The following is a 24618-nucleotide window of genomic DNA, read 5'->3' as shown; positions in this document are numbered from 1 at the left end:
TCAAGCCTGTGCGTAGGTACGCATGGATGCCAGCTGCCACCGATTCGCGACAAGGGTGCCGGGTTTGGTACCACTTGCGGGTGCTCCGCAGTCTCGGCGACCGACCGGCCCGGGTGTCCGGCCGTGCGCGGTTCCGGGCGCTCCCGCCGGTCGTGCGGCTGCTCGTCGCGACCCAGCTGGCGTTCAACGTCGGCTTCTACATGGTGCTGCCCTACCTCGCGACGCACCTCGCCGAGGACCTGGGGCTGGCCGCGGCCACCGTCGGTCTCGTGCTGGGGCTGCGGACCTTCAGCCAGCAGGGGCTGTTCGTCGTCGGCGGCGCGCTGACCGACCGCTACGGGGCGAAGCCGGTCGTCCTCGCCGGCTGCGCGCTGCGGGTGCTCGGGTTCGTGCTGCTCGGCGCCGCCGGGTCGCTGCCCGCGGTGCTCGGCGGTGCGCTGCTCACCGGGTTCGCCGCCGCCCTGTTCTCCCCGGCGGTCGAGTCGTCGCTGGCCCGGGAGGCCGGACGCCTGGAACGTTCCGGCGAGGGGCCGCCGCGGGCCGAGGTGTTCGCGATGTTCGCGATCGCCGGGCAGCTCGGAACGGTCACCGGCCCCCTGGTCGGGACGGCCCTGCTGCTCGTCGACTTCGGCACCGCGTGCCTGGTGGCGGCCGCCGGTTTCGTGCTGGTCGGGCTCGCGCACTGGCGCCTGCTGCCGTGGCACCCGGCCGAGCACGCCGGGCAGCCGGTGCTCGCGGGCTGGGGCGAGGTGCTGGGCAACCGGCGGTTCCTGGTCTTCGCCGCCGGCTACTCGGGCTGGCTGCTGGCCTACAACCAGCTCTACCTCGCGCTGCCCGCCGAGCTGGAACGCGTCGACCGGGTGGCGGCGCTGGGGTTCCTGTTCGCGCTGATGTCGGTCCTGGTCGTCACCCTGCAGATGCGGATGACGGCGTGGTCGCGCCGGATCGGAGCGGGGCGCTCGCTGGTGCTCGGGTTCTGCCTCATCGCCGCGTCGTTCGCCGTCGTCGCGGTGGCCCGGCTGCTGCCCGGCCTGCCCGGCTGGTGGTCGATCGCGCCCGCGGTGGCGATGGTGCTGCTGCTCTCCGTGGGGGAGATGCTCGCCGTGCCCGTCGCGCAGGACCTCGTCCCGCGGCTGGCGGGGGAGCGACGACTGGGCGCGCACTTCGGCGTGCTCGCCTCGTTCGGCGGGCTCATGGTACTGATCGGCTCGACGGTCGTCGGTGCGCTGCTCGATCCGGCGGTCCCGCCGGCGGTGCCGTTCCTGGTGCTCACACTGGTCCCGCTGGTGGGCGCCGTCATCCTCGGGGCGCTCGCCCGGCGCGGCGGGATGGCCGTCGCGGTGCCCGCCACCGCCTGAGCCCGCTACTCCTCCGGACGGGCCGGGCGCCAGCGGACGATCGCCCGGCGGTCCACCGGGACGAGGTCACGCCGGTAGGACCGGTGCACCGCCGCCGTCGCCTGCGCGGCGGCCGCCCGCACCGCCTCCAGCTCCGCGGTGGTCTCCTCCAGCCGCGTGGACAGCTCGTCCACGAGCTGCTCCAGCTCGATGATCCGCTTGATCCCGGCGAGGCTGACGCCCTCGTCCTGGGAGAGCCGCTGGACCTCGCGCAGCAGGGCGATGTCGCGCTGCGAGTACCGCCGCCCGCCACCGGAGGCCCGGCCGGGGCTGACCAGCCCGAGCCGGTCGTAGCTGCGCAGGGTCTGCGCGTGCAGGCCGGACAGCTGGGCCGCGACGGAGATGACGAACACCGGGCTGTCGTGCGTGACGGCATCGTGGAACCCGGCATCCGGGACCCGACCGTGGTCGTCCCCGCTGCCCTCCCCGCCCCGGGAGCGTCCGGGCACCGCACTCACCTCCTGGCGTTACCGAGCAGGTCGGCCCGCGGGTCGAACGACGCCGTCGCCGCCGCGTACGCCTGCAGCGCCTCCGACGCCGACTGGTCCAGCTTCTGCGGCACCGCCACCTCGACGGTGACCAGCAGGTTGCCCTTCTTCCGGTTCTTGCGCTCCACACCGCGCCCGGCGACCCGGAAGGTACGGCCGCTGGCGGTCCCGGCCGGGATCTTCAGCGAGACCGTGCCGTCGAGCGTGGGCACCGTCAGGGTCGCACCCATCGTCAGTTCGGGGAAGGTCACCGGGACGGTGATCGTCAGGTCGTCGGCGTTCTTGGCGGACCGGCCGAACATCGGGTGCGGCGTGACGCCGACGGTGACGTAGAGGTCACCGGCCGGCGCGCCGCCGCGGCCGGGCTCGCCCTGCCCGGCGAGCCGGACCTTCTGCCCGTTGTCCACACCGGCCGGGACCCGCACGGACAGCGACCGGGTCCGGGTGGAGACGCCCTCGCCGTGGCACTCGGGGCACGGGTCGTCGATGATCCGGCCGGTCCCGCGGCAGTCGCGGCACGGCTCGGAGAAGGAGAACGCGCCCTGGCTGCGGTTGACCAGCCCGGCCCCGCCGCAGGTGCTGCAGGTGTGCGGGGTACTGCCGGGCCGGGAGCCGGTCCCGCCGCACCGCTCGCACCGGCCGGGCGAGGACAGCTGGATCGGCACCGTGGCGCCGCGGACCGCGTCGGAGAAGGAGATGGTCAGGCTGCTCTCGACGTCCTGCCCGCGGCGGGCACCGGCGGTGCCGTAACCAGCGGCTCCGGCACCCCCGGCACCGCTGTTGCGGGCGGCGCGGCCGAAGATGTCGCCCAGGATGTCGCTGAAGTCGCCCGAACCGGCACCGGAGCGCCCGGCCTGGCCGAACAGGTCGTTGATGTCGAACCCGCCCTGGCCGCCGGCCGGGCCGCTGCGGGGATAGCCGCCGCCGGTGCCGAAGCCGCCGAACCCGCCGCCTCCGGCGAACATCGCGCGGGTCTCGTCGTACTCCTTGCGCTTGCTCTCGTCCCCGAGCACGCCGTAGGCCTCGGAGACGGACTTGAACCGGGCCTCGGCCTTCGCGTCGCCCGGGTTGGCGTCGGGGTGCAGCTCGCGGGCGAGCTTGCGGTACGCCTTCTTGATCTCGTCCTGCGACGCCGACGACGAGACGCCCAGCTCGCGGTAGTAGTCCTTCTCGATCCAGTCGCGCTGGGTCATCCCGCCTCCTCTCCGGTCACGCACGCGGTGCGGTGGGCCGCTGCCCACCGCACCGCGTGCCGACGTCCGTGGTCGTCGTCGGTCAGGCCGATCAGGCCGGGTTCGCGGGCTCGTCCGCCGTATCGCCGGCCGCACCGTCGACCTGCCCGGACGACTCCACCGCCTCCGGGGACACCTCGGCCTCCGGGCGGTCCTGCACGGTCACCATCGCCGGCCGGAGGACCCGGTCGGAGATCCGGTAACCCCGGCGCAGCACCGCGGACAGCACGGTCACCGTCGGGCCGGAGCCCTCCGCCGGCTCGTGCTGCACCGCCTCGTGCACCTGCGGGTCGAACGCCTCGCCCTCGGCCCCGAAGGGCTCCAGGCCGAGCCTGGCCACCACCGAGGTGACCTTGTCCGCCGCGGACTTGAAGGCCCCGGTCAGATCGCCGTGCTGCTCGGCGCGCTCGAAGTCGTCGAGCACCGTGAGCAGGTCGGAGACGAACGAGACCTTGGCCGAGAGCTTCGCGTCCTCCCGGTCCCGGTCCGCCCGGCGCCGGTAGTTCGCGTACTCGGCGCTGACCCGCTGCAGGTCCGCCGTCCGTTCGGCGACCTCGGAGGTCAGCTTCTCGACTTCCGGGTCGATCCCGTCCGCCGGGCCCGCCACCGGGTCACCGGCGACGCCGTCCCCGGCCGGGACCGCCTCGTCGGCGATCCCGGTACCGGTGACGTCGATGTCGGTCTCGGTGTCCACCCTGGCCTCTCCGGTCTCCGGATCCACCTTGCGGCGGTCCCGGAACGTCACCGGCTCCTGCTGCTCGTCGTCACGTGCCATGTCGACCGTCCTGTCCTCGGGATGGCCGCCGGCCGTCACTTGTCGCCCTTGGCGTCCTTGTCGTCGTCCACGATCTCGGCGTCGACGACGTCGTCCTGCGGCTGCTCACCGGCGGCACCGGCGGCCCCGCCCGCGGCACCGGCACCGGCCGCCGCACCCGCGGCGTCCTCGGCGCCCGGCTGCGAGTACAGCGCCGACCCCATCTTCTGGGACTCGGTGGCGAGCTTCTCCATCGAGGACTTGATGGCCTCGTGGTCGGTGCCCTTGAGCGCCTCCTGGACCTCGCCCAGCGAGGCGTTCACCGAGTCCTTCACGTCGGACGGGAGCTTCTCGTCGTTCTCCTTGACGAACTTCTCCGTCTGGTAGACGAGGGTCTCCGCCTGGTTGCGGGTCTCGGCCTCCTCGCGGCGCTTGGCGTCCTCCTCGGCGTGTGCCTCGGCCTCGGACACCATCCGGTCGATGTCGTCCTTGGACAGCGCCGAGCCGCCGGTGATCGTCATCTCCTGGCTCTTGCCGGTGCCCATGTCCTTCGCGGACACGTTGACGATGCCGTTGGCGTCGATGTCGAAGGAGACCTCGATCTGCGGGACGCCGCGCGGGGCCGGCGCGATGCCGGTCAGCTCGAACATGCCGAGCTTCTTGTTGTAGGCGGCGATCTCGCGCTCGCCCTGGAAGACCTGGATCTGCACCGACGGCTGGTTGTCGTCCGCGGTGGAGAAGATCTCCGAGCGCTTGGTCGGGATCGTGGTGTTCTTCTCGATCAGCTTGGTCATGACGCCGCCCTTGGTCTCGATGCCGAGGGACAGCGGCGTGACGTCCAGCAGCAGGACGTCCTTGACCTCACCGCGCAGCACACCGGCCTGCAGGGCGGCACCGGCGGCGACGACCTCGTCCGGGTTGACGCCCTTGTTGGGCTCCTTGCCGCCGGTGAGCTCCTTGACGAGCTCGGTGACGGCCGGCATGCGGGTCGAGCCACCGACGAGCACCACGTGGTCGATCGAGCCGACCGGGATCCCGGCGTCCTTCACGACCTGGTTGAACGGGTTGCGGGTCCGCTCGAGCAGGTCGGAGGTGATCTTCTGGAACTCGGCGCGGGACAGCGTCTCGTCCAGGAAGAGCGGGTTCTTGTCGGAGTCGACCGTGATGTAGGGCAGGTTGACGCTGGTCGAGGACGAGCTGGACAGCTCGATCTTCGCCTTCTCGGCGGCCTCGCGGAGCCGCTGCATCGCCATCTTGTCCTTGGTCAGGTCGATGCCCTGGGAGCCCTTGAACTTGTCGACGAGCCAGGTGACGATCCGCTCGTCCCAGTCGTCGCCACCGAGGTGGTTGTCGCCGTTGGTCGCCTTGACCTCGACGACGCCCTCGGCGATCTCCAGCAGGGACACGTCGAACGTGCCGCCACCCAGGTCGAAGACCAGGATGGTCTGCTCCTTCTCGCCCTTGTCCAGGCCGTAGGCCAGCGCGGCCGCGGTCGGCTCGTTGACGATCCGGAGCACGTTCAGACCGGCGATCTGGCCGGCCTCCTTGGTGGCCTGGCGCTGCGCGTCCTCGAAGTAGGCGGGGACGGTGATGACCGCGTCGGTCACCTCGTCGCCCAGGTAGGCCTCGGCGTCCCGCTTGAGCTTCTGCAGGACGCGGGCGCTGATCTCCTGCGCGGCGTAGGTCTTGTCGTCGATCGACGGCGTCTTCCAGTCGGTGCCGATGTGGCGCTTGACCGAGCGGAAGGTGCGGTCGGAGTTCGTGACGGCCTGGTTCTTCGCGGACTGACCGGTCAGGACCTCGCCGTTGCGGGCGAACGCGACGATCGACGGAGTGGTGCGAGCGCCCTCCGAGTTCGCGATCACCGTCGGCTCGCCACCCTCGAGGACGGCGACGACGGAGTTGGTTGTCCCGAGGTCGATGCCGACCGTACGAGCCATGGTGACTGCCTCCGAATGTATCCGTGGATGATGTGAGTGCCTTCGGCTCAAGTTCTACCAGACCGGGGAGCGGTGCGTGGGAGGAGCTTGAGCGACGGTCGCTCAACCTGTTCGTACCCGGCTCAACGGGCGACCCCGGAGACTTGTTCCCGGCCGGCTCAACTTTTCTCCCGGCGCCGGTGGCGGGCGCCCGGTCCGGATTCGCAGTCGCGAACCGGGGCCGGCGTTCCCCCGTGCCCGGGCCGTGGTGCGTCTACGCTGCCGTCATGCAGACGCAGGCACATCTGCCCCGCGGCACCGGGCCCGGCGGTCCGATGGCCCAGATCACCGGGACCGACACCGCCGTCGGCCCCGAGGAGGACCCTCGATGATCGACTGGACCCGGGCCACCGTGCTCACCGTCACCGAGTTCGACGTCGCCCGCGACCTCCTCGATCTCGGTCGCAACCCGGCCGTGCTGGACCTGGTCAGCCCGGGGCCCAGCGACGGGGAACGGGCCCGTGTCGTGCGGGAGGCGCTCGGCTCGCTGGCGGCCCGCGGCCTGTTCGCCGACGGCGGGTTCCTGCCCGCCCTGACCGACGACCTGCGCACCGTGGTCGACGCCGAGTTCCAGCACGACCTGGTGGTCGCGCCGCCGCGCCGGCAGCGGGCGATGGTCGGGCACCGGGCCGGGCGGGCGGTGCTCGCCACCCGGATCGGCGACGACGTCGCGCTGCTCCGGGTACGGCCCGCGGACGCGGCGGCGGTGCTCGTGGAGCTGCTCGGCAACGTCGTCCCCGCACCGGCGCCGACCGTGCGGGTCCCGGCGGACGTGCTGGCCGACGCGGCGTCCGCCGCCGGCGACGACCTCGACCGGTTCGCACCCGAACTGCTCCGCCGCGGCTGCAGCGGCGCCGAGGCCGACCTGTTCCGGCGGATGAGCGCGAGCGAGGGCGTCGCCCAGCTCGGCGCGGGCCGGCGCGGGAGCGATCCGTGCCGCGCGCCCGGCGTGCTGCTGGTCCACGCCACCGCGGAGGGCTGCTTCCACCAGCGCCGCCCGACCACGGGCGACGTCGGCGGCCCGCTGCCCGCCGGGGCGACCGTGCACGCCGGCCCGGCGGACGGCCCGCTCCTCGTGTCCGAGCTGGACCGCCTGGCCGACGCCGTCCACCGCCGTCGCACCCCCATGGGGCCCCGCCGGACCGCATGACCGCTCCGCGCACCCCGCCGCCTGCGCACTCATGGAGCCAAAGCCCGGTGGCACGAGGCTCTTGCTCCATGAGTGCAGCGAGGGAGGGGCGGGTCAGGCCGGGTTCGGGGTCGTTCCGGGTCGGGTGGCCAGCGGGACCAGGTCCTCGAAGTCCCAGGGGACCGGCTGGACCCGCACCGGGAAGTTCCGGTTCGGCGCCTCGACCATCTTGTCGTCGCCGATGTACATCGTGACGTGGTAGATCGTCGACGGGTCGGAGGTGTCGCGGGCGTAGAACAGGAAGTCGCCGGGCTGGACCTCGCGCACCGGCAGGTGACCGCCGGAGCGGTACTGGTCCCGCGAGACCCGGGGGATCGTCATCCCGGCCGCCTCGTAGGCGCGCATGAGCAGGCTGGAGCAGTCGTAGGCGTCCGGGCCGGTCGCACCCCACACGTAGGGCTTGCCGAGCTCACCGAGCGCGAACCCGATCGCGGCTCCGGCGGTCCCCGGCGGCAGCGCACCGGTCGTGCCCGGCTCGCAGCCGGTGGGGTTCGCGACGTCGCCGATCTGCTCCACCAGCGAGGCCGCGAGCGGCTCCCACTTCGCGTAGGCGTCCGGGAACGCCGAACGCTGCACGGTCTGCGCGGCGACGGTGACCGGCATGCTCTCCCAGCCCGGCACCTCCAGCAGCCGCTCGTAGAAGATCCGGCTGCTGTACGCCGGGTCGGTGACCTGCGCCGGCGTCCCCCAGCCCTGCGACGGCCGCTGCTGGAACAGCCCCAGCGAGTCCCGGTCGCCGTAGTCGATGTTGCGCAGGGTGGACTCCTGCATCGCGGTGGCCAGCGCCACCAGCCACGCGCGCGGCGGCAGGTCCATGTCCTTGGCCACCGAGATGATCGACGCCGCGTTCTGCCGCTGGTCCTCGGCCAGCGTCTCGATCGTCGACCCGCCGCCGCCGCGCCCGACGGTGGCCGTCGAGATGCCGGTGTCGCACCACGCCGAGTCGCCGGTGCGCCCGCCGAGGTTGGGGCTGAACGCCAGGAACCCGATGGTCAGGAACAGCACCAGGGCCATCCCGATCGCCACGAACGGCAGCAGCAGCCGCAGCGGCCGCAGCGCCCGGGTGACGGGGGTGCTCATACCCGGTCGTAGCGGGACACCTTCCAGCCCGCCTCGGTGCTCACGACCAGAACGGACAGCCGCAGGGTGTCGGTCGGGACCTCCGCCTCGACGCTCTTCGGCGCGACCCGGACCGCGACCGCCGGGCCGGTGACCCGGGCGGCGGGGACGTTCGCCGGGTCGACCCCGGCGAGCACGCCGAGGAACTCGTCGGTGGTGTGCGGTCGCAGGCCCGCGATCCACTGCTGCGGCGTCATGCCCTCGGGATGGTTCACCCAGGACGACGCCCACACCCGGGCGGCCTCCAGCGCCTGCGGCGGCGCCTGGTCCACCGGCAGCGTGTCGGGCGTCAGCGGGGTGACCGGCGGGAGCATCGTCGGCGTCGGGGTGGCCGAGATCCCGGAGCCGGCCGCGTCCCGGCGTTCGTCCTGCTGCCCGCCCGCCGAGGAACCCCCACCGGACGTGCCGGCACCGAGCTGCCCGCCGAGGAAGACCAGGCCGAACACCAGCCCGGCGAGCACGACGACGCTGAACGCCAGCCGGACCGGCGAGCGCAACGGCCACTGCCACACGGCGCGGTAGGCGGCCGCCCGGCCGCGCGGGGACCTAATCGGCACGGCCGTCCCATCCGTCGGCGGTCCGCGCGGCGCGTGGCCGGTAGATCTTGTAGACGGGGACGCCGTCGACGAGCTCGGGGGTCACCGCGGCCGGATCGCCGGGGCGGCGCGGGGTCGCGGCGTCGCGGCGGTAGATGGAGCGATCGTCGATCTCGCCCGGGTCCGTACGGCCGGGGGTGGGTCCGGTGTTCGGGCGCCCCGAGGCACCGATCGGCAGCTGCTCGCGCCGGGCCCCCGGGATCACCGGGTTCGCCTGCGGCTCCCGCGCCCCGGCCGGCGCCCGGCGGCGCCAGGGCCGGGCTCCCGGCCCGGCCACCGTCTCCGCCTCGGGCCGCACCGTGTCCGGGCTGCCGGGACCCGTTCCGCCACCGCGCTCGTCCCACCAGCGGCTCTGCCGTTCGTCGCCGGGCACCGGGCCGCGCATCCGGTTCCAGACCTTCGACAGCGGTCCACCGGTAACCCCGGGGACGATCCCGCCGAACTGCTCACGGGTCAGCGACACCATCGACACCAGCCGCCGGAACGGCCGGGCGATCGCCCACATCACCAGCGTCACGACGCCGGTGACCAGCAGGGCCAGCCACAGGTCGATGCCGGATCCCGGGGCGAACAGCGACACGACGAGCAGCGCGTGCAGCCCGGCGAGCGCACCCACCACCAGCGTGTTCACCACCGCGGCCCCGCCGACCCGCAGGATCGCCGGGATCACGTCCGGCTTCAGCAGCGCGACCACGGCCACCGCCGGCGCGCAGACCACCAGCAACCGGATGATCAGCAGGGCGACCAGCACGAGGATCTTCGCCAGCAGCTGGAACAGCGCGATGCAGACGGCCTGGATGAAGGCCAGCGTCCCGGCGCCGATCCGGCTGCCGGACGCGCCGGTGAAGTAGGTGTAGCGGTCGCCCATCCGGTCGGCGATCGCGCCGTAGTCGCCCTTCTTCTGCTCCGCCGTCTCGGTGGTGGCCCGGCCCTCCAGCACCTCGGCGTTGCTGAAGGTCTGGGCCCGGAGCAGGTCCCGGCCCAGGTCCTGGGCCTGCGGCACGTCGGGCGCACCGAAGTTGCCGCGCAGCCAGTTCTGGTAGGCGACCTGGTCGACCAGGATGGTGGGCAGGGTGTCCCGGGTACCGAGGCCGACCTGGTCCAGGAACCCCTCCTGCATCTGGGTCACGCCGTCGAGCAGCAGGCCGTCCGCGGCCCGGGACCAGTCGACCGGGGCGAGGTAGGCGGCCGACCCGAGCATCAGCGCGAGGACCGCGATCCCGGTGCGCTGGGCCTGCCGGGCGAGGTCCCCGCGCATCGCCAGCAGCAGGATGATGATCGCGAACCCGAGCAGGCCGAGCCCGACCCAGGTGGTGAACACCGTCTCGTACATGGCCCGGGTCGCGGTCGTGATGACGTTGTCCAGCGGCTCGAACAGCGCACCGCCGTCGGCGATCAGGTAGTGCGCCCAGTTCACCCCGCCGACGGCCAGCTTCGCCAGGTTGAACACCTGGTTCCCGAGCCAGGTGTCGGTGGTGACCGAGGGGTTCAGCACCCCGGACGCGGCACAGCCCAGGTCGTAGTTGTGCCAGACCAGCCCGGCGTAACCGGACTCCTCGTAGACGCTGCCGGCCTCGCCGTGCAGCGGCGCCGGCCGGTCCAGCGAGCCGACCAGCCCGGTACCCGGCCGGTCGGGTTCCGGGGGCGTCTTGCAGTCGAGGGCCTGGGCCATCGCGGGCGAGCCGACCAGCACCGTCCCCACGGCCAGCACCGCGACGACCAGTGCCGCCCGGGTACGACGGCGGCGCGGCCGGGTGCCCCCCCGTACCCGGCGCGAGCGCCGGACCGAGACCACGACGGCCGCCACGACCACACCCAGCACGACCCAGACACCGGCACCACCGGACGGGTCCAGGCCGGCGGTCACCGCCCGTCCCCGCGCGGTTCGCCCCGCTCGTCCGCCCCGGCGACGGCGGGCTGCCCGTTGGTGCCCGGGCCGTCGGGGGCGGGCTCGTCGACCACCCAGTCGTCGTCGAACTCGTCGAGGAGGTCGATCTGCTCGTCGTCGTAGAGCTCGGCGCCGGATCCGTCACCGGCCGGGACCACCTGCACGCCACCGGCGCGGACCCGGCCGGCCAGCACCGGGTCGGCCTCGCCGGGCCCGATCCGGGTGTCGATCTCCAGCAGGTCGCCGTCGAGGTCGGGCGACCCGGGCGCGGGCGACGGCGGCACGAACACCGGCGGCAGCGGGGTGGGCTCGTCCGGCGCGTTGATCTCCGGGCCGGACGGCGGCCGCGGCGCGGCGACCCGGGCGGCGTCCGGGTTGGTGTCCAGCGCGTCCCGGACGTGCTCCAGGTGCGGGGCCTCCAGGTCGATCCGGATCTTCTCGACCCCGCCGTGCCCGTCGGCGAAGACGAACTGGCGCGGGGTGTCGTCCGGCCGGTCGTCGTGCCGGGGGCGCGGGGACAGCGTCCCGAGCATCTCCTCGTAGCCGACGTCGGTGGGGACCCGCAGCAGGCGCAGCGCCTCGGACTGGGCCTCCTCGTCGTCGGTCCGCCCGACGAACACCGCGTTGACCAGCGAGGCGAAGCCGGAGACCCGCAGCAGGTCACCCGCCAGCTGGGAGGCGAACAACGCCCGGACGTTGAACTTCCGGGAGTCACGGGCGAGCCGGTCGATCAGCACCTTGCCGGTGGGCACCTGGGACAGGAAGTGCGTCTCGTCGAGCGCGACGCCCTTGCGCAGGTTGCGGTCCGCGTCGTAGATCGTGCGCTGGGTCAGCCAGGACGCCAGGTTCAGCAGCTCGACGCCGAGCGACTCGTTGTCCGTCCACTCCTCGCGCGGGCTGCCCGGCCGGGGCAGCGACAGGCCCTGCATCGTCAGCACGGTCAGCCGGTAGTCCCGGTCGGCGTGCCACGGGTCGGACCGGGTCTCGTCCGGGAACAGCAACGCCGCCTGCGGCAGCTCGCGGCGCTCGTCGAGGAAGTCGGCGACGACGCCGGCGTGCTGCTCGCCCTCCTCGGCGTGCCGGCGCAGGGTGTCGATGACCATGCCGGGATGCCGGTCCGGGGAGCCGCCGACCTCGCGGACCGCGCGGAGCAGCACGATCCGGGTGTGCGGCTGCCGCGAGATCTCGTAGGGCAGCAGCCCGGACAGCACGTCCAGGACGAGCCGGCGCCGGGTCGCCGCGGCCAGCGAGCGCTCCCGCTTCCAGGCGCGCTCGGGATCGTCGTCGTCGGCGAAGTGGTCCGGCCGCGGCTCGGCGACCACCCGGTACGGGTTGAGGATGCCCGGGTCGGCGTGCAGCAGGTTGATGTGCCGGGAGAACGGCGCCAGCTCCGGCAGCCGGGTCAGCTCCGCCAGCGGACCGGACGGGTCGAGCACCGTCCAGCGGGCCCCGCCGCGCAGCGACTTGTAGACGACGAGCCCGGTCAGGAAGGACTTGCCGGACCCGAGACCACCGACGATGGCGGTGAGGCCGGACGCCCGCCGGACCTCCTGGGCCAGCCACGGGTCCCAGGCCACCGGCCGCCGGGTCGCCGTGCAGGTCTCGCCGAGCATGATGCCGCGCCGGTCACCGACCGAGGCGGTCGCCGCGGGCACCCCGGCGGCGGCCCAGGTGACCGACCCCCGGCGCCGGTACGCCGTCGAGGCGAGCGGCTCGCCGGGGATGAACTCGCGGGCGTAGCGGTACTGCGCCTCGGGGTGCTCGACCTGCACCTTCGGTCGGTACAGGTCGACGACCTGCTGGGCCCGGGTGGTGGCCTCGGCCTCGTCCCGGCCGGAGACGGCGATCCGCCACCAGCCGTACAGCCGGGTGTTGAGCTGGGTCAGCCCGGACGTGAGCTCGTCCTCGACCTCGAGGACGCGGTCGGCCTGGCGGGCCAGCGACATCGGTGGATCGAGATCGTGGTCGTGGGTGTAGTGCCGGATCTGGCTGCGGACCTTGCCCATCTGCCGCTGCAGCTCGCCGGTGACGTCCTCCGGGCGGCGCACGTAGATCCGCGCGGACCACTCCACCGGGAACGGCAGCCGGTCCGAGTGCTGCATCCACGGGTCGTCGACCTCGGGGATCCGCAGGCCCTCCATCAGCCCGACCGACAGCACCGCCACGTTGCGCGAGACCGCCTGGGACCGCATCCGCCCGACGACCTGCACGGTCGGGGCGTACGGCTCCTGGTGCAGGTCGACGCCCTCGGTGAACGCCGCGAGGTCCTCGGCCTCCCAGGTGGTCACCCCGCGGGGCACCGAGGACAGGCCGCGCGGCGCGGGCAGGCCGAGCGCGACCGAGCGGTGCATCAGCCAGGCCATGTCCTCGGCGTTGGCCGGGACGGCGTCCAGTCCGGACCCGGCGACCAGCACGTCGAGGTGGTTGACCTCGGACTCCAGCGCGGCCAGCTCGGCGCGCACCGCCGACGGCGCGATCCGGTCCAGCACCGGCGCGGCACGCTCCACCCAGCGGTCGAGCAGGCCCCGGCCGGACACCTCGATGCCGAGGAAGACCTCCTTGTCGGCCATCGACAGGCCCATCAGGTGGCGCTGCTCGCCCTCCAGGAACCCGTCCCAGCCCAGTGCACCGGGGACGTCCGGCATCCGGCCGAGCGCGTTCTGGTCGAACGACTCCGCCCACATGTGCACCGGGTACGGCCGGGTGGTGACCCGCAGGTGCAGCCAGCGGCCCTGCAGCTCACCGAGCTGGGCCGCGATCTGCCGGATCAGCACCTCGCGCTGGTTGTCGCTGCGGAAGCTCCAGGCCTGGGCCGCCAGCCGGTACCAGGCCATGACCTGGGTACCGGTCCGGGTGAGGTGCCCGTCGATGGAGCGCAGCGCGATCGACGGCGTGTAGCCGGAGCCGCCCTCCCCCGCGCGGGCACGGCCACGCCTGCCCGCCCGGCGGGAGGTCCGCTCAGGAGCGGCCACGGTGGCCTTCCCTGCGCCACGCCTCGTTCCGCCCGACCCTGGCCGGCACGCTCGCCCCACGCCCCCGGCTGCGGCCGCGGGCACGCCGGAAGCGGCGCGGCTTCGGCGCGCTCCCCGGCTCGGGCAGCGGCGGCACGACCCGCTCCGGTTCGGCCCGGGCCGGCTCACCGGAGCCGCCGGCGGGCACCGTCACGACCGCGGGCCGTTCCCCGGCGCCCACGAGCCGCCCCGGCCGGGCCGGTGATCCGGAGGTCCGGCCGGTGGCGGCGCGGACACCCGGGCGCGGTCCGCCCGACGGGCGGCCGGCGGCCTTCCACGGCCGCTGCTGCACCCCGGGGTGCGCCCGGCTGGCGCGGACCCGCACGTGCCCGGCCCGGACCGAGCCACCCGCGGCCCTGCGCCCGGCCCGCGGCCCGGTGACCTCGGCCCAGAACTGGCCGAGCACCTGGCCCAGCGGCCGTTCCTCGTTGATCTTCTTGCCGAGCAGCCGGGTGATCGCCACCGTCCCGACGACCGACCAGGCGACGGAGATGAAGTTCAGCCCGATGCCGACCTGACGTTGCACGATCATGATCACCATCATGACGAGCAGGCCGACGCCGTAGCTGACGTACCTCGCCCGCCAGGGGAAGGTGGCCCGCGGCGGGCCGAGCCACACCGCGTCGACGCGGTAGACCTCGTCGTCCGTGCGAACCAGCACGGATCAGCCCGTGGAGACGAGCAGGTTGGCCAGGGCCTCACCGACCGCCGGGCCGTTGCCGGTCACGGCGATGCCGAGCGCGATGAGCCCGACCAGCAGACCGACACTCCGCCGGGCCACCCCGGCGTTGTCACCGCGACCACCGATCCAGAGCAGGATGACGGCGATCGCGAGCAGGATCAGCGGAACGATGTTGTTCCTGATCCAGTCCTGGAGGTTGACCGTCGTGAGCTCGCCCTGGGCCAGCACCAGCTGGATCGCCTCGTGCGAGGTCATCTCAGCTCCTCCTTGCGGAATCCGCTTCTCGGTCGCTCCCGCAGGCGAGTAGACCACGAGACCCGACGGTGATAGTAGAGGAGTGCTCCGTCCGCCCGGTACGACCGCCACGCATCGCAGTCGATCGAACACGTTTGGCGGAAGGCCGCTCCGTCCGGTGAGCGTGACACGCACCTCATATCGGGCACCCCGAGGGGACCCCGACCGCCCGGGATGACATGGTCAAGGGTGGCTACTGTTCGGTAACAAGACGTCACCCGCCGGGCGGTGGGGCAGCGCGCGCCGCACACGGGCGCACTACCCTTCGCCCGACCGCCGTCGCGTCCCACCACAGCAACGCGACGGCGACGTCCGAGGAGGCACCACGATGGAGAGGTCCGCCCGGTCCCGGCGCAACGGCTCGCCGTGCCCGCCCGACCGGCTGTCCGTTCCCGTGCCGCACCGGACGCGCGCAACGATTCCCGTTCCGTCCCGCCACGACGACCGCGCGCTCCCGGGCGCCTCTCGCCGGCCGGCACGGCCCCGCACGCTCGGGCCGGGACCACTGGGTGGTCCAGAAGGAGGTTCCCCCGCATGACCTGGGTGCAGTACACGCTCGGCATCGTCACGGTGCTCTCGGCGATCGTCGCGGTGGTCCTGGTCGCACGTACGGTCGCGTACCTGGTGAAGGTCATCCGCGCCGGCGCACCGGACCCGACCCGGACCGGGCCCTTCGGGCCGCGGTTCACGACCATGCTCACCGAGACCCTCGGCCACACCAGGATGCTCAAGTGGAGCCACGTCGGTGTCTTCCACTGGCTGGTGATGGTCGGGTTCGGCGGGCTGTTCCTGGCCCTGATCGAGGCCTTCGTCGAGGTGTGGAACCCGACGTTCCACCTGCCGCTGCTGGGTGAGTGGTCGGTCTACTCGCTGTTCGTCGAGATCCTGGGCGTCGGGACGGTCGTCGGTATCGGCGTGCTGATCGTCATCCGGCAGCTGAACAACCCGCGCACGCAGGGCAGGTTGTCCCGCTTCTACGGCTCCAACCAGGGCCGGGCCTACTTCGTGGAGGCGATCGTCCTCCTGGAGGGCCTGGGCATCCTGGTGGTGCGCGGGGCCAAGGAGTCCCTCGGCGTGTTCGACGTGCCGACCTGGTCGGCACCGGTGTCCAAGGCGCTGGGCGCGATCCTGCCCGCCTCGCCGACGCTGGTCACGGTGTTCGCGGCGGTCAAGGTCCTCTCGGCGACGGTCTGGCTGATCGTGATCGCGGCCACGCCGACGATGGGTGTGGCCTGGCACCGGTTCACCGCGTTCCCGAACATCTACTTCAAGCGCGACGACGACGGCCGCAAGGCACTCGGCGCGACCCGCCCGATGATGTCGAACGGCGCGGTCCTCGACCTGGAGGAGGCCGACCCGGACACCGACACGTTCGGCGTCGGGCGGGTCGAGGACTTCACCTGGAAGGGCCTGCTCGACTTCACCACCTGCACCGAGTGCGGGCGGTGCCAGTCCCAGTGCCCGGCCTGGAACACCGAGAAGCCGCTGTCGCCGAAGCTGCTGGTCAACGCGCTGCGCGACCACGCCTACGACAAGGCGCCCTACCTGCTGGCCGGTGGCAGCACCGACATGGCCGGCGACGAGGTCGGCATCACCGGCGACGGCGCCGAGGCGCGCCTGGCGGCGATCCCCGAGGGGGCCCGCAAGGAGGCCGAGCGGCCGCTGATCGGCGGCGAGGACGTCCTGGGCGTGATCGACCCGGACATCCTGTGGTCGTGCACCATGTGCGGGGCCTGCGTCGAGCAGTGCCCGGTCGACATCGAGCACGTCGACCACATCGTCGACATGCGCCGCTACCAGGTCCTGATCGAGTCCGAGTTCCCCACCGAGCTCAACTCGCTGTTCAAGAACCTGGAGAACAAGGGCAACCCCTGGGGCCAGAACGCCAAGGACCGCCTGGAGTGGACCAAGGGCCTCGACTTCGAGGTCCCGGTCGTGGAGAGCGAGCTGCCGGCCGGGACCGAGTACCTGTTCTGGATCGGCTGCGCCGGCGCGTTCGACGACGGCCAGAAGAAGACCGTGCAGGCCACCGCGGAGCTGCTGCACCGCGCCGGGGTGGAGTTCGCGGTGCTGGGCTCGGGCGAGACCTGCACCGGTGACCCGGCCCGGCGTTCGGGCAACGAGTTCGTCTTCCAGATGCTGGCCCAGCAGAACGTCGAGACCCTCAACGGCGTGTTCGACGGCCGTGGGCCCGGCACCCGCAAGATCGTCACGACCTGCCCGCACTGCCTCAACACCCTGGGCCGGGAGTACCCGCAGCTCGACGGGCACTACGAGGTCGTGCACCACACGCAGCTGCTGAACAAGCTGGTCCGGGAGAAGAAGCTGGTCCCGGTGAACGCCCCGGCGGGCGAGGACACCGGTCCGGTGACCTACCACGACCCCTGCTACCTCGGGCGGCACAACGAGGTCTACTCCGAGCCGCGCGAGCTGGTGGGCGCGGCCGGCGCGACCCTGTCGGAGATGCCGCGGCACGCGGACCGGTCGATGTGCTGCGGTGCCGGTGGCGCGCGGATGTGGATGGAGGAGCGCATCGGCAAGCGCATCAACGTCACCCGCGCCGAGGAGGCCGCCGAGACCCTCACCAAGGCCGGCGGCGGCAGCGGACCGACCGGCACGCTCGCGGTCGGCTGCCCGTTCTGCCGGACGATGATGACCGACGGCGTCAACCAGACCGCCGGTGACGCGGTCGAGGTCAAGGACGTCTCGCAGATGCTGCTGGCCGCCGTGCGCCGCGGGGACCCCGCACCGGAGCCCGGGCCGGCGACCGCGGACACCACCGGTGAGGACACGCCGACCACCGAGACCCCGGCCGTCGCGACGCCGGAGCCGGAGATCGCCCGGGAGGCCGCGGAGCAGGACCCGACCCCGAGCGGGTCGGACGGGGCATCCAGCACCGGGACGGCGGCACCGTCGGCGTCCGGGAACGGGTCCGCCAACGGCGCGACGCCCGACGAGGCCCCGCAGGAGAAGTCGACCGAGAACTGACCGCCCGCCGACGGAACGGCCGGGCGCCCGTGATCGGGTGCCCGGCCGTCCGTCTGCGGGGGGTCCCGGTCAGCAGGGGCCGAAGCCGGAGATCTGGAACGCGGGCGTCGCCGCCGGAGTGCGGGTCAGGACCACCCGGCCCAGGTCCGGACCGGCCGCCTGGGCCCATGTGGTCGCGCAGCCGTCGACGGTGACCGACGCGCCCGGCTCGACGTCCGGATCCGGCTTGCGGTCCGGGGCGGTCACGTCCGCACCGGCCGGTACCCGGGCGTGCAGTATCGCGATCGCCTCGTCGCACCCCGGGGCCCCGGTCGCCGCCTTCAGCTGGTCCACCGCGGGCGGCCGGGCGAACCAGCAGGCACGTGCCGGGTTGTTCTCGACGACCGCCGAGTCCAGCCCGAGCAGCGCGAGCTGCGGGCGGGGCACGCCGTACTCCGTCCGGAACTGGGCCGTCTGCTGGGCGTCCGCGGCGGCCCGGTCGTCCCGGATCTCCGCCGACCGGAACGCGTACCCGGTCCCGGCCAGCACGACCAGCACCATCCCGACGGCCAGCACCTTCCACCGCGGGAGCAGCAGCAGCCCCGCGACGACGACCCCGGCCGCCAGCGCCAGACCCCACACCCACGGGTTCTGCCGGGTCCCGTGGACCAGCGCCGCGACCAGGACGACGCCCGCCACGTGCGGGGTCCATCCCTTGAGCAACCGGTCCAGCCGGAACAGGGTCAGCAGCAGCAGGGTGCCGAACCCCAGGCCGGCCGGGACCCACCAGCGCCCCGGCTCGTCGAGGAACGGGAACAGGAACACCGCGGCCCCGACCAGCCCCAGCGCGCTCGCACCGCGGACGCTGCGCGGCCGCAGGCTGCGCCAGTACCGCCACGGGTCCCCGGATCCGGGAGCACGGCCCGGCGGCGGCGCGGCGGGCTCGGCGACCGACCCCTCGACCGTGTGCGGTGCCTCGTCCCGGGGCGGCGGGCGCCGTTGCAGCTCCCGGCCGGGTGCCTCCGGGGTGCGGGTCCGGCGGTCCGGACGGCCCGGACGGCGACGCCCGGTCGCCCACGGGTCCGGGTGCTCCGGGGAGCTGCGCTCGGCGTCCATCGCCACCAGGGTAGCGAGCCGGCGGCCCGCGTCACCCGGGCGCGATCAGCTCCGGCGGGTGTCGGTGCGGTGGAAGTTGCGGAACGCCCGCGACGGTGTCGGGCCCCGCTGCCCCTGGTAGCGGGAGCCGACGGCCTCGCTGCCGTAGGGCCGCTCGGCCGGGGCGGACAGCCGGAACAGGCACAGCTGGCCGATCTTCATCCCCGCCCACAGGGTGATCGGCAGGTTCGCCACGTTCGACAGTTCCAGGGTGATGTGCCCGGTGAACCCGGGGTCGATGAAGCCCGCGGTCGAGTGGGTGAGCAGACCGAGCCGGCCCAGCGAGCTCTTGCCCTCCAGCCGGCCGGCCAGGTCGTCGGGCAGCCCGACCCGCTCGAACGTCGACCCGAGCACGAACTCGCCGGGGTGCAGGACGAACGGCTCGTCGTCGGTCGTCTCCACCGGCGTCGTCAGCTCGTCCTGCTGCTGGGACGGGTCGATGTGGGTGTAGCGCGAGTTCTGGAACACCCGGAAGTAGCGGTCCAGCCGCACGTCGATGCTGGACGGCTGGAGCATCTCGACGTCCCACGGATCGAGAACGAGCCGGTCGGACTCGATCTCCTTGCGCAGGTCGCCGTCGGAGAGCAGCACCGGGACACCCTATCGAGCGGGCGTCAGGCGTCGGTCGGCTCCTCCTCCGGCGACGCCCCGGCGACGTCGTCGTGCCCGGCGGGCCGGTCCTCGGGCAGCTGCGGCGACCGGCAGAGCCCGAACATCCAGGCGACCGCCTGCTCGGTCCGGGCTGCCTCGAGCCCGTCCCCGGGGACCGGCCGGCGGCCGTGGTCGCCGTCGAGGACCTGGGCGACGGCCGGGACGGCGTCGGGAGCGGCGATGCTGCGGATCGAGTCGCCGGGCTGCGGGACGTTGGGCCCGTCGACCAGCACCGCGAGCGTCCCGAGCCCCGGGGCGTCGACGACGAGGTCGTGATCGTCGCTGACCAGCGCCGTCGCCGCGGCCAGGGCGGTCAGCTCGTCGGGCAGGCTCAGCTCGGGGACGACCGTGATCCGGGCGTGCCGCGGCGGCATCCGGGCGGGGTCACCGGTCGTGAGGCTCCCGGTCAGCACGACCTCGAGGCGCGGGTACCGGTCGACCAGCGCCGCCAGGTCGGCGAGTACCGGCACCGACGACGGCCGCCTCAGGTCGACGAGGACGAGCGTGCGGCGCTCGCCGCGGACCCGCCGCAGGACCGCGGCGCACGCGTCGTCCACCGGGTCCGGCAACGAGTTGACCGTGTCGCCGACGGTGATCACGTTCGGCCCGAGCGGGCTCCCGAGCGTCGAGCCGCCGGTGGTGAGGAACAACGACGCCAGCTGCCCGATGACCCGGCGGTGCGCCTCCTGCGGGAACGGGCACAGCAGGTCGTCGGTGCCCATCCCGGCCTGCATGTGCACGACCGGGATCCGGCGCCAGAACGCGACGGTCGCGGCCATCGCGGCGGCCGTGCCGCCGCCGTGCACGAGGATCGCCGACGGGTCCTGGTCGACCATCAGCCGGTCCAGCCGGGTGAGCAGCGCCGCCGCGGTGTCCGCCATGTCCGGCGCGACGTCGCCGGGCAGCAGGATCGTGATGTCGGTGGGCACGCCGAGCGCCTCGAACGTCTCGTGCACGACCATCGGGTCGGGCCCGGTCGCGACGGTGATCCCGCGGATCCGGTCGGCCGCGGCGACGGACGCCGCGACGGGGGCGAGCCGCGCGACCTCGGGCCGGCTGCCCGCGATGAGCAGGATGTCGTGCTCGTGGTCCGGACCGCCGGGACCATCGCCCCACGGCGTATCGAACACGCTCATCATGACCCCTCCGCCGGTGAACGCCGACCGGGTCAGTGTGCGCCGTCGCGACCCCGATGGGCGATACGTCCGCGACGGAAGGTCGGTTCCTGCGGCGACCGGGGACGGTGGCCCGTGACGGGCGGCCCGGGGGTGGTGCTAGGGTGATCACGCGACATGCGGATGTAGTTCAATGGTAGAACATCAGCTTCCCAAGCTGAATACGCGGGTTCGATTCCCGTCATCCGCTCCACACACAAAGGCCCAGGTCAGCGGCAGGTTTCCCGCCGAGCCTGGGCCTTCGTCGTTCCCGGCGGCCGTCCACCGGGCCGCAGATCAGAGGACGAGATCGAAGCTCCCGGCGGGCATCACGGTCCCGAAGTAGTGGTCCTCGGCCGTCGACCACCGCACCGCCCAGTCCTCGTCGTACTCCGCACCCTCGCGCTCGACGAGCCGGCGGCGACGGACCTCGGCCGGTGCCGTGAGCAGCACCCGCAGGTCGAGCAGACCGTGCAGCTCGGGCCGGCAGCTGTAGGCACCCTCCAGCACGACGAGCGGGGCGATCCGGACGGTCGTGGTGGCCGCCGCGAGCGGGGCGACCTCGCCGTCCCATCCCTCGCTGTCCCAGTCGAAGGCCCGCCATCCGGCGGCACCGTCCGCGCGTAGGCGCGTCAGCACGTCGTGTTGCCGGCGCCAGTCGAGGACCAGGTCCACCCGCTCGGCCGTCGTGCGGCGATCCCACGTCGCCGCGCTGCCGCCGCCGTAGAAGTCGTCGCCCTCGATCACCGTCACCGGTCCGCCGAACTCCCGGGCCACCCGAGCAGTGAGCGTCGACTTCCCGGACCCGCTACGGCCGTCGATCCCGACGAACAGCGGCCGGTGTCCGGGGGCCTTCCCCTGCCGCAGCCGAGCGAGGAGGACAGCTGCGGCCCCCTGCCCGGCGGCCGCCACGGGAGCGACCGACCGCTCGTCCGGAACCATGCCTCCATGATGGCTCCAGGGGCGGGGCGCGCGGGGACCGCCCGGGGCTCGGGGGTCCGCGGTGGCTGCGGCCGGGCTCAGTGGTGTGCGAAGCGCCGCGCGAACCACTCGGTGAGCACCCGGTCGACCGCCACCGCCCCGGGCAGCTGCGGGGCCGGCTGCAGGCCCGGCTCCTCGGCGAGCGGATGGGCCAGGTCCGGCACCGTCGTCAGCACGACGTCGTCGGGGCGCTCGTGGCGGGAACGGAGCGCGGCGACCAGGGCTGCCGCGTCCGCGCGCAACGTCGGATCGTCCTGTTCCCCGCTGACCAGCAGCAGCGGTGACCGGATGCCGAGGTCACCGGCGCGGGCCACGAAGTCCAGCTCGGCGGCGAGCTCCCGGGACCGGGGCGTCCACCGGTAGGGCCCGCCGAGCGCCGCCTCGAGCAGGCCGACCCCCGTCGCCACCCGGACCGCCGGGTTGACCAGGGCGACCGGCCCGACCGGGACGGGCGGGGCGGCGAGGACCTCCAGCGCGACCAGGCCGCCGAGCGAGGCGCCGAGGAGCCCGACCGGCCCGTCGCCGAACGGCAGCCGGTCGCGGAGCGCGGCCAGCGCGGCCGGGAACTCCTCGACGGCCTGGCGGACGACGGGGACCAGGTACTCGGTCAGCGCGTCCGCACGGGCCCGTCGCACGTGCTCGTCGAGCCGGCCGTCGACCATCCGGGATCCGCACAACGGCATGCCGAGGTGCACCCGCCAGGCGGGCACCCCCGCCATGGGCAGGGCGGCGGCGAAGGCCGCGTCGGTCCGGGGCGCGTCCAGCATGTGCCAGGTGACGAGCAGCGGGGCGGTGCCGCCGCCCGTCCCGGCCGGCGGGAGCGCCGTGAACGGCACGCCCGCGGCGTCGCCGGTGATGGTGTCCATGTGTCCTCCCGCGACGGAACCTAGGACCACCGGACCGGACCCGGCCACGGTGTCCGCTACGGGTGAAAGGGGTTCACCGCGAGGCGAGCGCCTTGCCCGCACGCGACGCCGCCTGCTCGGCGTCGGCCTTCAAGCTCGCGCCCAGCTCGGCGAACTCGGCGAGGGCCGGGTTGACCCCGGCGAGGGTGAACTCCCGCTCGACGACGGTCAGGTCGGCGCCCCAGAGGTCCACCAGGATCCGGCGCAGGAAGTCGGTGCAGTGGTCCCAGCCCTCCCGCGGGGTGCCCGGCCCGTAGGCGCCCCCGCGGGTGACGACCAGCACCACGGGCTTGCCCTCGAGCAGCCGGGCGCCCTGCTCCGCACCGGCGAAGACGAGGTCGATCCACGCCTTCACGTGCTGCGAGACGCCGAAGTTGTACAGCGGGAAGGCCAGCACGGCGGCGTCGGCGTCGCTCAGCTCCGCGGCGAGGGTCCGGGCCAGCCCGATCGCGGCCGCCTGCTCGGGGCTGCGGTCGGCTCCGGTGGCGAACCCGCCCGCGATGGCCCGGGCCCACGCCTCGGCCGGGAGCGGCTGTTCCCCGAGGTGCCTGCGGACGACGGGCTCCTCGGGCCGGTTCGCGGTGACCTCGGCGAGGACCAGGTCGGCCAGCTCGCTACCGGCCGAACGGGGGCCCTGGATGCTGGCGTCGATCCGGAGCAGGGTCATGGGGTCTCTCCTCGTGGGTGCGCGTCGCACTGAACTTGAACATGCAAGTTGGACTGTAAGTCGGTCAGCTTGAATATTCAAGTTCGGTACGCTGCCCTCGTGACGGACGCCTCCGAGGAACCGGACGAGCCGTGGCTCTCCGCCGAGCAGCTGCACCAGTGGGTGTCGCTGGTCGCGATGGTGACCACCCTGCCGGTGAGCCTGGACGCCCAGCTCAAGCGCGATCAGGGCATCAACCTGTTCGAGTACCACGTGCTGGTGGAGCTCGGCGACGCCCCGGGCGGCGTGCGGACGATGAGCACCCTCGCGTCGCTGGCCCGCGGCTCGCTGTCCCGGCTGTCCCACGCCGTCTCCCGGCTGGAGGCCGCCGGCTGGGTCGAACGACGGGCCTGCGGGGGCGCCGGCCGCCGCACCGAGGCACTCCTGACCGCCGAGGGCCGGGCGAAGCTCCGGGACAGCGCACCCGGCCACGTCCGCGAGGTGCGGCGCCTGATCATCGACACGCTGACCGCCGAGGAGCTGGCCCACCTCGGCCACGCCGCCCGGCGGGTCATCGCCGCCACCGACCCCGAGATCGCGGCGACCGTGGCCGAGCGGAGCCGGGAGCACACGGGATCGGCGAACCCCTTGCCCTGATCTATGCGAGCCGCATATGTTCCGTGGATGGACTTCGACGACGACGCCGTCACCGCCTGGCACGAGGCCGTGAACAGCCACGATCCGGCACGTGCGGCGAGCGCGGTCGGCGACGCGGTCGTGGTGTTCGGCCCCCGGGGAGCCGGCTCGATCGACCCGGCCCGGTTCGCCGAGTGGGTGCGGCGGTCCTGGATCACGCTCACACCACAGGCCCGGCACCCGGTCGGCGAGGACCTCACCGTCGTCGAGCAGGACGCCCGCTGGCCGGGTGATCCGGCCACGTCCCGGGTCGCCACGGTGTTCCGGGTCCGGGACGGGAAGGTGACCGCGGCCCTGCGGCTGCCCGACCTCGACGCCGCCCTCGACCTCGCGCGGGTCTGCCACGAGATGGCCGCCACCCGGTGACGCCGGACGGGCCCGGCCGGGCACTGTTCGCCTTCGTCCGGCACTGGTCGCGGCGGGCACCGGACGGCGACGATCCGATCGCCGCCCGCGGGCGCCACGCGCTCGTCGCCGAGGCGGTCGCCGCGCTCACCCGGCGCGACGTCGTCGCGACCGTCAACGCGATCGCCGCAGAGATCGGCCTCGACCAGAGCGGCGCGTCCCGCCTCGTCCGGGACGCCGCTGCGGCCGGGTACCTGACGGTCGGGCCCGTACCCGGCGACGCGCGGAGCCGCTGCACCGCACTGACCGGGGCCGGCGGCCGGATGCTCGCCGACGCCCACGCCTGGCAGGAGCAGGTCTTCGACCGGCTCACCGACGGGTGGAGCGCGCAGCGGCGGGCCGAGTTCGAGCGCGGGCTGCGGGAGCTGGTCGAGCGCAGCACCCTCGCCGGACCGGGGGAGCCCGGACCGCCGTCGTGAGCGCCGGGCC

The 24618-nt window shown here is 73.7% G+C and carries 22 protein-coding genes and 1 tRNA gene; 7 read left to right on the top strand and 16 right to left on the bottom strand.

Features of this window, described 5'->3' with window-relative positions; translation table 11 throughout:
* Positions 1-80 precede the first annotated feature (80 nt).
* Complete coding sequence (locus AFB00_RS11805) at positions 81-1358, top strand: MDR family MFS transporter (protein ID WP_231974337.1); 1278 nt, start codon at positions 81-83, stop codon at positions 1356-1358.
* Positions 1359-1363: 5 nt separating this feature from the next.
* Here the strand turns inward: AFB00_RS11805 and AFB00_RS11800 are convergent, their stop codons facing one another.
* The 4 genes from AFB00_RS11800 to dnaK form a co-directional block, all read right to left on the bottom strand.
* Positions 1364-1750, bottom strand: coding sequence for a heat shock protein transcriptional repressor HspR (locus AFB00_RS11800; RefSeq protein WP_068800228.1), 387 nt, complete (start codon positions 1748-1750; stop codon positions 1364-1366).
* Positions 1751-1851: 101 nt separating this feature from the next.
* Complete coding sequence (dnaJ, locus tag AFB00_RS11795) at positions 1852-3078, bottom strand: molecular chaperone DnaJ (RefSeq protein ID WP_068797268.1); 1227 nt, start codon at positions 3076-3078, stop codon at positions 1852-1854.
* Between the two features lie 91 nt (positions 3079-3169).
* The gene (gene grpE / locus AFB00_RS11790) at positions 3170-3892 is read right to left on the bottom strand and encodes a nucleotide exchange factor GrpE (protein WP_068800227.1); all 723 of its coding nucleotides are present in this window, start codon (positions 3890-3892) and stop codon (positions 3170-3172) included.
* A 35-nt stretch (positions 3893-3927) separates the two neighbouring features.
* On the bottom strand, positions 3928-5811 hold the full coding sequence (gene dnaK / locus AFB00_RS11785) for a molecular chaperone DnaK (RefSeq protein WP_068797267.1): 1884 nt from the start codon (positions 5809-5811) through the stop codon (positions 3928-3930).
* Between the two features lie 367 nt (positions 5812-6178).
* Between dnaK and AFB00_RS11775 the strand changes: the two genes are divergently transcribed.
* Positions 6179-7000: an ESX secretion-associated protein EspG gene (locus AFB00_RS11775; RefSeq protein WP_068797265.1), complete on the top strand. Its 822-nt coding sequence runs from the start codon at positions 6179-6181 to the stop codon at positions 6998-7000.
* A gap of 93 nt (positions 7001-7093) precedes the next feature.
* Here the strand turns inward: AFB00_RS11775 and AFB00_RS11770 are convergent, their stop codons facing one another.
* Genes AFB00_RS11770 through AFB00_RS11740 form a run of 6 tightly spaced genes read right to left on the bottom strand, consistent with a single transcriptional unit; the run spans position 7094 to position 14590 of the window.
* On the bottom strand, positions 7094-8119 hold the full coding sequence (locus tag AFB00_RS11770) for a C40 family peptidase (protein ID WP_083275456.1): 1026 nt from the start codon (positions 8117-8119) through the stop codon (positions 7094-7096).
* Complete coding sequence (locus AFB00_RS11765) at positions 8116-8715, bottom strand: hypothetical protein (RefSeq protein WP_068797264.1); 600 nt, start codon at positions 8713-8715, stop codon at positions 8116-8118. The genes AFB00_RS11770 and AFB00_RS11765 overlap by 4 nt, the downstream gene beginning before the upstream one ends.
* The gene (locus AFB00_RS11760; protein WP_068797263.1) at positions 8705-10621 is read right to left on the bottom strand and encodes a hypothetical protein; all 1917 of its coding nucleotides are present in this window, start codon (positions 10619-10621) and stop codon (positions 8705-8707) included. Before AFB00_RS11760 ends, AFB00_RS11765 begins: the two co-directional genes overlap by 11 nt.
* Positions 10618-13614: an ATP-binding protein gene (locus AFB00_RS11755; RefSeq protein WP_083275455.1), complete on the bottom strand. Its 2997-nt coding sequence runs from the start codon at positions 13612-13614 to the stop codon at positions 10618-10620. Before AFB00_RS11755 ends, AFB00_RS11760 begins: the two co-directional genes overlap by 4 nt.
* Positions 13601-14314, bottom strand: a complete 714-nt coding sequence (locus AFB00_RS11745) for a hypothetical protein (protein WP_231974335.1) — start codon at positions 14312-14314, stop codon at positions 13601-13603. Before AFB00_RS11745 ends, AFB00_RS11755 begins: the two co-directional genes overlap by 14 nt.
* A gap of 3 nt (positions 14315-14317) precedes the next feature.
* Positions 14318-14590 carry a hypothetical protein gene (locus tag AFB00_RS11740; protein ID WP_068797261.1) on the bottom strand — a complete coding sequence of 91 codons (273 nt, stop codon included), beginning with the start codon at positions 14588-14590 and terminating at the stop codon, positions 14318-14320.
* A 573-nt stretch (positions 14591-15163) separates the two neighbouring features.
* Here AFB00_RS11740 and AFB00_RS11735 point away from each other — a divergent pair.
* Positions 15164-17617 (top strand): heterodisulfide reductase-related iron-sulfur binding cluster, encoded by a 2454-nt coding sequence (locus tag AFB00_RS11735; RefSeq protein WP_068797260.1) that lies wholly within the window; start codon positions 15164-15166, stop codon positions 17615-17617.
* A gap of 69 nt (positions 17618-17686) precedes the next feature.
* On the opposite strand, the gene AFB00_RS11730 is transcribed toward AFB00_RS11735, so the two are convergent.
* The 3 genes from AFB00_RS11730 to AFB00_RS11720 are packed head-to-tail and all read right to left on the bottom strand — an operon-like array spanning position 17687 to position 20538.
* Positions 17687-18712 carry a hypothetical protein gene (locus AFB00_RS11730; RefSeq protein WP_156819495.1) on the bottom strand — a complete coding sequence of 342 codons (1026 nt, stop codon included), beginning with the start codon at positions 18710-18712 and terminating at the stop codon, positions 17687-17689.
* A 45-nt stretch (positions 18713-18757) separates the two neighbouring features.
* Positions 18758-19342 (bottom strand): dCTP deaminase, encoded by a 585-nt coding sequence (gene dcd, locus AFB00_RS11725; protein WP_068797258.1) that lies wholly within the window; start codon positions 19340-19342, stop codon positions 18758-18760.
* 23 nt (positions 19343-19365) lie between these two features.
* Entirely contained in the window at positions 19366-20538 is a 1173-nt protein-coding gene (locus tag AFB00_RS11720) for a UDP-N-acetylglucosamine 2-epimerase (protein WP_068800225.1), read from the bottom strand.
* A gap of 158 nt (positions 20539-20696) precedes the next feature.
* Here AFB00_RS11720 and AFB00_RS11715 point away from each other — a divergent pair.
* Positions 20697-20770: transfer RNA gene (locus AFB00_RS11715), tRNA-Gly, on the top strand.
* Between the two features lie 83 nt (positions 20771-20853).
* On the opposite strand, the gene AFB00_RS11710 is transcribed toward AFB00_RS11715, so the two are convergent.
* From AFB00_RS11710 to AFB00_RS11700, 3 genes are all read right to left on the bottom strand, one after another.
* The gene (locus AFB00_RS11710; protein ID WP_068797257.1) at positions 20854-21498 is read right to left on the bottom strand and encodes a uridine kinase family protein; all 645 of its coding nucleotides are present in this window, start codon (positions 21496-21498) and stop codon (positions 20854-20856) included.
* 77 nt (positions 21499-21575) lie between these two features.
* A complete protein-coding gene (locus AFB00_RS11705) occupies positions 21576-22403 on the bottom strand; it encodes a hypothetical protein (protein WP_068797256.1) in 828 nt (275 codons plus the stop codon).
* Between the two features lie 73 nt (positions 22404-22476).
* The gene (locus AFB00_RS11700) at positions 22477-23109 is read right to left on the bottom strand and encodes an FMN-dependent NADH-azoreductase (RefSeq protein ID WP_068797255.1); all 633 of its coding nucleotides are present in this window, start codon (positions 23107-23109) and stop codon (positions 22477-22479) included.
* A gap of 99 nt (positions 23110-23208) precedes the next feature.
* On the opposite strand from AFB00_RS11700, the gene AFB00_RS11695 reads away from it, so the two are divergent.
* The 3 genes from AFB00_RS11695 to AFB00_RS11685 are packed head-to-tail and all read left to right on the top strand — an operon-like array spanning position 23209 to position 24608.
* The gene (locus AFB00_RS11695) at positions 23209-23745 is read left to right on the top strand and encodes a MarR family winged helix-turn-helix transcriptional regulator (protein WP_068797254.1); all 537 of its coding nucleotides are present in this window, start codon (positions 23209-23211) and stop codon (positions 23743-23745) included.
* Between the two features lie 27 nt (positions 23746-23772).
* Complete coding sequence (locus AFB00_RS11690; protein WP_068797253.1) at positions 23773-24150, top strand: nuclear transport factor 2 family protein; 378 nt, start codon at positions 23773-23775, stop codon at positions 24148-24150.
* Positions 24147-24608 (top strand): MarR family winged helix-turn-helix transcriptional regulator, encoded by a 462-nt coding sequence (locus tag AFB00_RS11685; RefSeq protein WP_068797252.1) that lies wholly within the window; start codon positions 24147-24149, stop codon positions 24606-24608. The genes AFB00_RS11690 and AFB00_RS11685 overlap by 4 nt, the downstream gene beginning before the upstream one ends.
* Positions 24609-24618 lie beyond the last annotated feature (10 nt).

The sequence above is a fragment of the Pseudonocardia sp. HH130630-07 genome (assembly GCF_001698125.1).
In the GTDB taxonomy this organism is placed as follows: Bacteria; Actinomycetota; Actinomycetes; order Mycobacteriales; family Pseudonocardiaceae; genus Pseudonocardia.
The sequence above is the reverse complement of the archived record's forward strand: the minus strand, read 5'-3'. Positions and strand labels throughout refer to the sequence as shown.